Below are 6,109 nucleotides of genomic sequence, written 5' to 3' on the forward strand. Positions count from 1 at the left end.
CTCGGCTAATCTCGTCTTAGCGATCTTCCTCAAAAGAACGGCGGAGCATCAGCTCCGCCGCGTCATCTCGAATAGCGAAGTTGCGCTGCGGAATTAGCGGAGCAGTTGCAGCACGCTCTGTTGCGACTGGTTGGCCAGCGACAGCGCGGAGACCGCGATCGACTGGCGCGTCGACAGCGCCTGGCTGTTCGCCGCTTCCTCATTGGTGTCGGCAAGCGTCAGGTTGGCTGAGCCGGTCTGCAGCACGTTGATCAGGTTCTTGGAGAAGTCCTGACGCACCTGCACGATCGACAGGTTCGAACCGAGCGTGGAGCCTTGCGAACGCAACGTGCTCGAGGCCGCGTTCAGGCTGGCCAGCACCCTGTTGGTGGCACCGTTGTCGATGAAATCGACGCCGTTGACGAGATTGCTGAGACCGAGGCCCGCCGCATTGAACACCACGCCGTTGATGCTCAGCGTGGAGCTGCCGGTCTCGTTGAAGACCAGCTTCAGCGTGTCGCCATTGAGCAGGTTGACGCCGTTGAAGGAGGAGTCCTGCGAGGTCGTGTCGATCTGGGCCAGAATGTTGTTGAACTGGTTGACCAGGTTGGAACGCGCGGTCTGCGCCACGGGATCCTGGACCGGCGGCTGCGCGGTGGTGAAGGCGAGAACGCCGGTGATCGTGCCGCCGACCGCGCCGCCCGCGATCGTCGAGCCGAGCGTCGAAGAGGCGTATTCATTGACGGTGGTCACCGTGAGCACGCCGTTGGCATCGATCGTGGCCGTCAGGTGATTGGCCTGAAGCTGCGCGTTGAGTTGGTCAAGCGTCTTGACGGTGCCGTTGGTGCCGTCGCCGAAGGTGACGTTGACAGGCGTGCCGCCGTTGAAGGAGGTGAAGGTCAGGGTCTTGCCGCTGATGCCGCCGACGCCCGAAGTGCGCGCCGCGGTGAAGGCCGTCGCCGTTCCCGTGTTGCCGCTGAGGCCGAAGGCGCTGAGCGCATTGCCGGTGCCGGTGATCGACAGGTCGGCATTGATGCCGGTCGAGAGCGCAAGCTGACCGCTGCTGTTGACCGACGACGGGATCTGGCCCGCGGTGGTCGAGATGGTTGCCGCGCCGTTGAAGATGCTGGCGGTCTTGACGCCGGTGGCGAGGTCGACCGCGTTAAGCAGATCGGTCAGCGTCGCGCTCTGGATGTAGACCGTCGAGTTACCGTTGCCGTCTGTGACGACGTTGCCGCTGACGCCATAGCCGGTGGCCACGCTCGCTGTCGATTGCGGCGTCTGCGCGTTCTTGAAGGTGATGGTCTTGCCGCCGATGTTCAGCGTCGAGCCGTCCTGGACCAGGGTGCCGAGCGAACCCGCGGTCGTCGAGCGGTTCGCGGTCACGTTGGCATTGCCCGCGCCGGTCGCAGAGGTCAGGCCGAGCGCCTTGAGGAAGTCTGCCTTTCCGGTCACGCTGAGATCGGCGCCGGTCGAACTCTTCAGCGTCACCGCGCCACCACCCGATATGGACGATGCTACCTGAAGCGTGCCGACAGGGCCGGCCGAGCCGCTGACCGCGAATGTCGCCGCGCCTGCGCTGATAGTTGCGGTCTTGACGCCGCTGGCGAGGTCGATGGCGGTGAGGACGTCGTTGACGGTCGCAAGGGGCGCGGCCGCCGTTCCCTGATAAATGATTGAATTGCCGTTGCCATCGGTGGCGATGTGCCCGCTGGCGTCGAGGCCCCAGCCGGTCGGCTGGGCGCTCGGAGCAGCGCCGGTGCGGAACGTGATGGTCTTGCCGTTCACCGTGATGGTGTCGCCGTCCGCGGGCGGCGTGCCGAAGGTGGTCGATGCCGTGGTGCCGACCAGCGTCGCCGTGCCGGACAGCGCGGTGGTGCCGTCGGCGGCGAGCGCGGCCGTGCCGGTGAAGGTGCCGGCGGTCGAGCCGAGCGAGGCGCCGAGTGCGGCAGTTCCCGTGACCGGGGTCACGCCGCCGGCCGCGCCGGTATAGAGCACGTTGCTCTTCGCGGTCGCACTCGCATAGGAGGTCGTGCCGCGCAGGTCGGCCGGGGTCGCGCCGGGAATCGTGGTGGAGACGTTCGACTTGGTGGAATAGCCGACCGTGGTCTGCAGCGCCTGGTTGGCGATCGACTTGGCGCTGTCGATCAGTTTCTGCAGCGAGGTGATGCCTGTGTTGGCGGCCTGCAACACCTGGACGCCGTTATTGATGCCGTCGAGCAGGTTGCTGATGTCGCTCGCCCGGTTGTCCAGCCCCTGCGCCGTGAAGAAGTTGGTGGGATTGTCGAGCGCCGTGTTGACCTTCTTGCCGGTCGACAGCCGCTCCTGCGTCGTGGCCAGCAAGTCGGCCGTCGACTGCAGCGACAACAGGTTCTGGCGAACTGACGCCGAGAGAACGATGTTGGACATTGGCGAGTCTTCCTCTTGAACCGGATACGAATCGGCCGCGCGGACTGGAAAGCCGGCCTTTTGTCCAGTTTTAGGAGGTGTCCTTTAAAGTATGGTTAACGGCGGTTTAAGGGATAGGGTTAACCGCCGATGAACGCCCCTGCCCGCCCCCGGACGCAAAGAAAAAGCGGGGCCAAGGCCCCGCCGCTCGATTTTAGTCAGTGATTTCAGCCGCTTGTTAGCGGAGCAGCTGCAGCACGCTCTGCTGCGACGTGTTGGCCAGCGACAGCGCCGAGACCGCGATCGACTGCCGGGTCGACAGTGCCTGGCTGTTGGCCGCCTCGACGTTGGTGTCGGCCAAGGTCAGGTTGGACGAGCCGGTCTGCAGCACGTTGATCAGGTTCTTGTTGAAGTCCTGACGGATCTGCACCACCGAGAGGTTCGAGCCGAGGCTCGAGGCCTGCGAGCGGAGCGTGCTCGAGGCGGCGTTGAGGTTGGTCAGCACCCGGTTGGCGGCGGCGTTGTCGATGAAGTCGACGCCGACCGTCAGCGAGGCGAGGCCGAGACCCTTGGAATTGTAGGTCACGCCCGTGATGTTCAGGCTCGACTTGGCGGTCTCGTCGAACACCAGCTTGAGCTGGTCGCCGTTCAAGAGGTTGACGCCGTTGAACGAGGAGTCCTGCGCGGTGGTGTCGATCTGGTTGAGGATATTGTTGAACTGAGTCACCAGATTGGCACGCGCCGTCTGGGCAACGCCATCCTGGACGGGCGTGGAAGCGGTCGAGAAGGTCAGGGCCGAGGTGAGCGTGCCGCCGATCGCACCGCCGGCAGCCGTCGAACCCAGCGTCGAGGATGCATAGTCGTTGGACGCGGTGATCGTCAGCAGGCCGTTGGCGTCGATCGTCGCAGCCAGATTGTTGGCCTGCAGCTTGGTGTTGAGCTGATCGAGCGTCTTGACCGTCCCGTTGGTGCCGTCGCCGAAGGTGACGTTGACCGCCGTCCCGCCGTTGAAGGAGGTGAAGGTCAGGGTCTTGCCGGCGATGCCGCCGATACCGGAGGTGCGTGCCGCGGTGAACGCGGTCGCATTACCGGTGTTGCCGGCGAGGCCGAACACGTTCAGCGCATTGCCGGTGCCGGTGATCGACAGATCAGCGTTGACGCCGGTCGAGATCTTGAGCTGACCGGACGTATTGATCGTCGAGTTGGACTGGCCGGTGGCCGTCGCAAGCGTGGCAACGCCGGCGGCGCTGATGGTCGCGGTCTGCACGCCGGTGGCGAGGTCGATCGCCTTCAGCACGTCGTTGACCGTACCGGCCTGCAGATAGACGGTCGAGTTGCCGTTGCCGTCGGTGACGACGTTGCCGTTGACACCGAAGCCGCTCGGAACGCTGGGAGCACCGGTCGAGCCCGGAACCGGCGCGTTCTTGAAGGTGATGACGTGACCGTTGACGTTCAGCGTCGAACCGTCGGTGATCGTCGCACCCAGCGAGGCCGCGCTCGTGGTCCGGTTGACGTTGACAGTGGCATTGCCTGCACCTGTCGACGTCGTCAGGGCGAGAGCCTTGAGCAGGTCGGCCTTGCCGGTGACGCTCAGATCCGCGCCTGTCGAGCTCCTCAGCGTGACGGCGCCCGCAGCGACGGTCGAAGCGGTCTGGCCGTTGCTCGTGGCGATCGTCGCCGCACCCGAACTGATCGAGACCGTCTTGACGCCGCTGGCGAGATCGATCGCGCTCAACAGGTCGTTGACGGTCGCGGCCGGAGTGCCGGCGGTGCCGAGATAGACGGTGCTGTTGCCGTTGCCGTCGGTGACGATGTTGCCGCTGACGCCCGAGCCGGCCGGAACGGAGGACGCGCCCGGAGCCGAGCCGCTGCGGAAGGTGATGGTCTTGCCGTTCACGGTCAGCGTGTCGCCGTCGGCAGGCTGGGCGTTGCCGGCGAGGCCGGTCGCGGTCGTGCCGTTGGTGGCGATCAGGGTCATGGTGCCGCCCAGCGCCGTGGTGCCGTCACCGGCCGTTGCGCCCGTGCTGGCGAAGACGCCGATGGTGGCGCCGAGCGTGCTGGTGCCGTTCGCCGCCGTGGTGCCGCCGGCGGTGCCGTTATACAGCACGTTGCTGCTCGCCGTCGCGCTGGCGAACGAAGTCGTGCCGCGCAGGTCCGCCGCCGTCGCACCGGCGATCGTGGTCGAAACGTTCGACTTGGTGGAATAGCCGACCGTGGTCTGCAGCGCCTGGTTGGCAATCGACTTGGCGCTGTCGATCAGCTTCTGCAGCGAGGTCAGGCCGGTGTTGGCAGCCTGCAGCACCTGCACGCCGTTGGCGATGCCGTCGAGCAGGTTGTTGATGTCGCTGGCGCGGTTGTCGAGCGACTGGGCCGTGAAGAAGTTGGTGGGATTGTCCAGGGCCGAGTTGACGCTCTTGCCGGTCGACAGACGGTTCTGTGTGGTGGCGAGAAGATCGGCGGTGGACTGGAGAGACAGGAGGTTCTGACGAACCGACGCAGAGAGAACAATACCGGACATGACTCTTACCCTTCTGGCTTACGCGTCTTCGTTCGATCGCTTCCGGATCGAGTGACGGGGCCAGCGTGCCGTGACATGGCTAACAAAGGGTGAAACGCATGAAGCCCGCATAAGCGCCGGTTCACCATAAGCGGGCGGACCGTGCGCGCACGGCGCGCAATCCATCTGAAATCATTGGCAATTCCTGGCGACTACGATCCATTAACCATAACCGCTGGTTACTTTTTCGAGCGGCGCCTGCTCTCTCGAAATCTCCGAACAGTGCGCAAAAAGAAAGCGGCGGGGCCGAAGCCCCGCCGCCGTAATCGTCTTGCGATGTCGTCCGCGACTTAGCGGAGCAGCTGCAGCACGCTCTGCTGCGACTGGTTGGCCAGCGACAGCGCGGAGACCGCGATCGACTGTCGGGTCGACAGCGCCTGGCTGTTGGCCGCCTCGACGTTGGTGTCGGCCAAGGTGAGGTTGGACGAGCCGGTCTGCAGCACGTTGATCAGGTTCTTGTTGAAGTCCTGACGGACCTGCACAATCGTCAGGTTCGAGCCGAGGCTCGAGGCCTGCGAGCGGAGCGTGCTCGAGGCGGCGTTGAGGTTGGTCAGCACCTTGTTGGTGGCAGCGTTATCGATGAAGTCGACACCGCTGGTCAGCGAGGCGAGGCCCAGACCCTTGGAATTGTAGGTCACGCCGGTGATGCTGAGGCTCGACTTTGCAGTCTCGTCGAACACCAGCTTGAGCTGGTCGCCGTTCAAGAGGTTGACGCCGTTGAACGAGGAGTCCTGCGCGGTCGAGTCGATCTGGTTCAGGATGTTGTTGAACTGAGACACCAGGTTCGCACGCGAGGTCTGGGCAACCGTATCCGCGACGGGGCTGGAAGCCGTCGAGAACGTCAGCGACGAGGTCAGCGTGCCGCCGATCGCACCACCCGCGGCGCTCGAACCGATGGTCGAGGACGCGTAGTCGTTGGTGGTCGAGATCGTCAGCAGCCCGTTGGCGTCGATCGTCGCCGACAGGTTGTTGGCCTGCAGCTTGGTGTTGAGCTGATCGAGCGTCTTGACCGTGCCGTTGGTGCCGTCGCCGAAGGTGACGTTGACCGCCGTGCCGCTGTTGAAGGAGGTGAAGGTCAAGGTCTTGCCGCTGATGCCGCCGATGCCGGAGGTGCGCGCCGCGGTGAAGGCGGTCGCCGTTCCGGTGTTGCCGGCAAGGCCGAGCGCGTTCAGCGCGTTGCCCGTG

At 64.9% G+C, this 6,109-nt stretch carries 3 protein-coding genes; all 3 read right to left on the minus strand.

The window, feature by feature from the left end; translation table 11 throughout:
- Positions 1–93: 93 nt before the first annotated feature.
- Positions 94–2,388, minus strand: a complete 2,295-nt coding sequence (locus I6F36_RS05675) for a DUF1522 domain-containing protein (RefSeq protein ID WP_036027928.1) — start codon at positions 2,386–2,388, stop codon at positions 94–96.
- 217 nt (positions 2,389–2,605) lie between these two features.
- Positions 2,606–4,885 carry a DUF1522 domain-containing protein gene (locus tag I6F36_RS05680; RefSeq protein WP_225171077.1) on the minus strand — a complete coding sequence of 760 codons (2,280 nt, stop codon included), beginning with the start codon at positions 4,883–4,885 and terminating at the stop codon, positions 2,606–2,608.
- 329 nt (positions 4,886–5,214) lie between these two features.
- Positions 5,215–6,109: flagellin (locus tag I6F36_RS05685; RefSeq protein ID WP_275945360.1), on the minus strand; the 895-nt coding region annotated here is incomplete at its 5' end.

This window comes from Bradyrhizobium sp. BRP19 (assembly GCF_020194195.1).
GTDB classification, from domain to species: Bacteria; Pseudomonadota; Alphaproteobacteria; order Rhizobiales; family Xanthobacteraceae; genus Bradyrhizobium; species Bradyrhizobium yuanmingense.

Excerpts from the sequence above, each read along its gene's own strand:
- I6F36_RS05680 (WP_225171077.1), bottom strand. The coding sequence starts at position 4,885 with ATGTCCGGTATTGTTCTCTCTGCGTCGGTTCGTCAGAACCTCCTGTCT.
- I6F36_RS05675 (WP_036027928.1), bottom strand. The coding sequence starts at position 2,388 with ATGTCCAACATCGTTCTCTCGGCGTCAGTTCGCCAGAACCTGTTGTCG.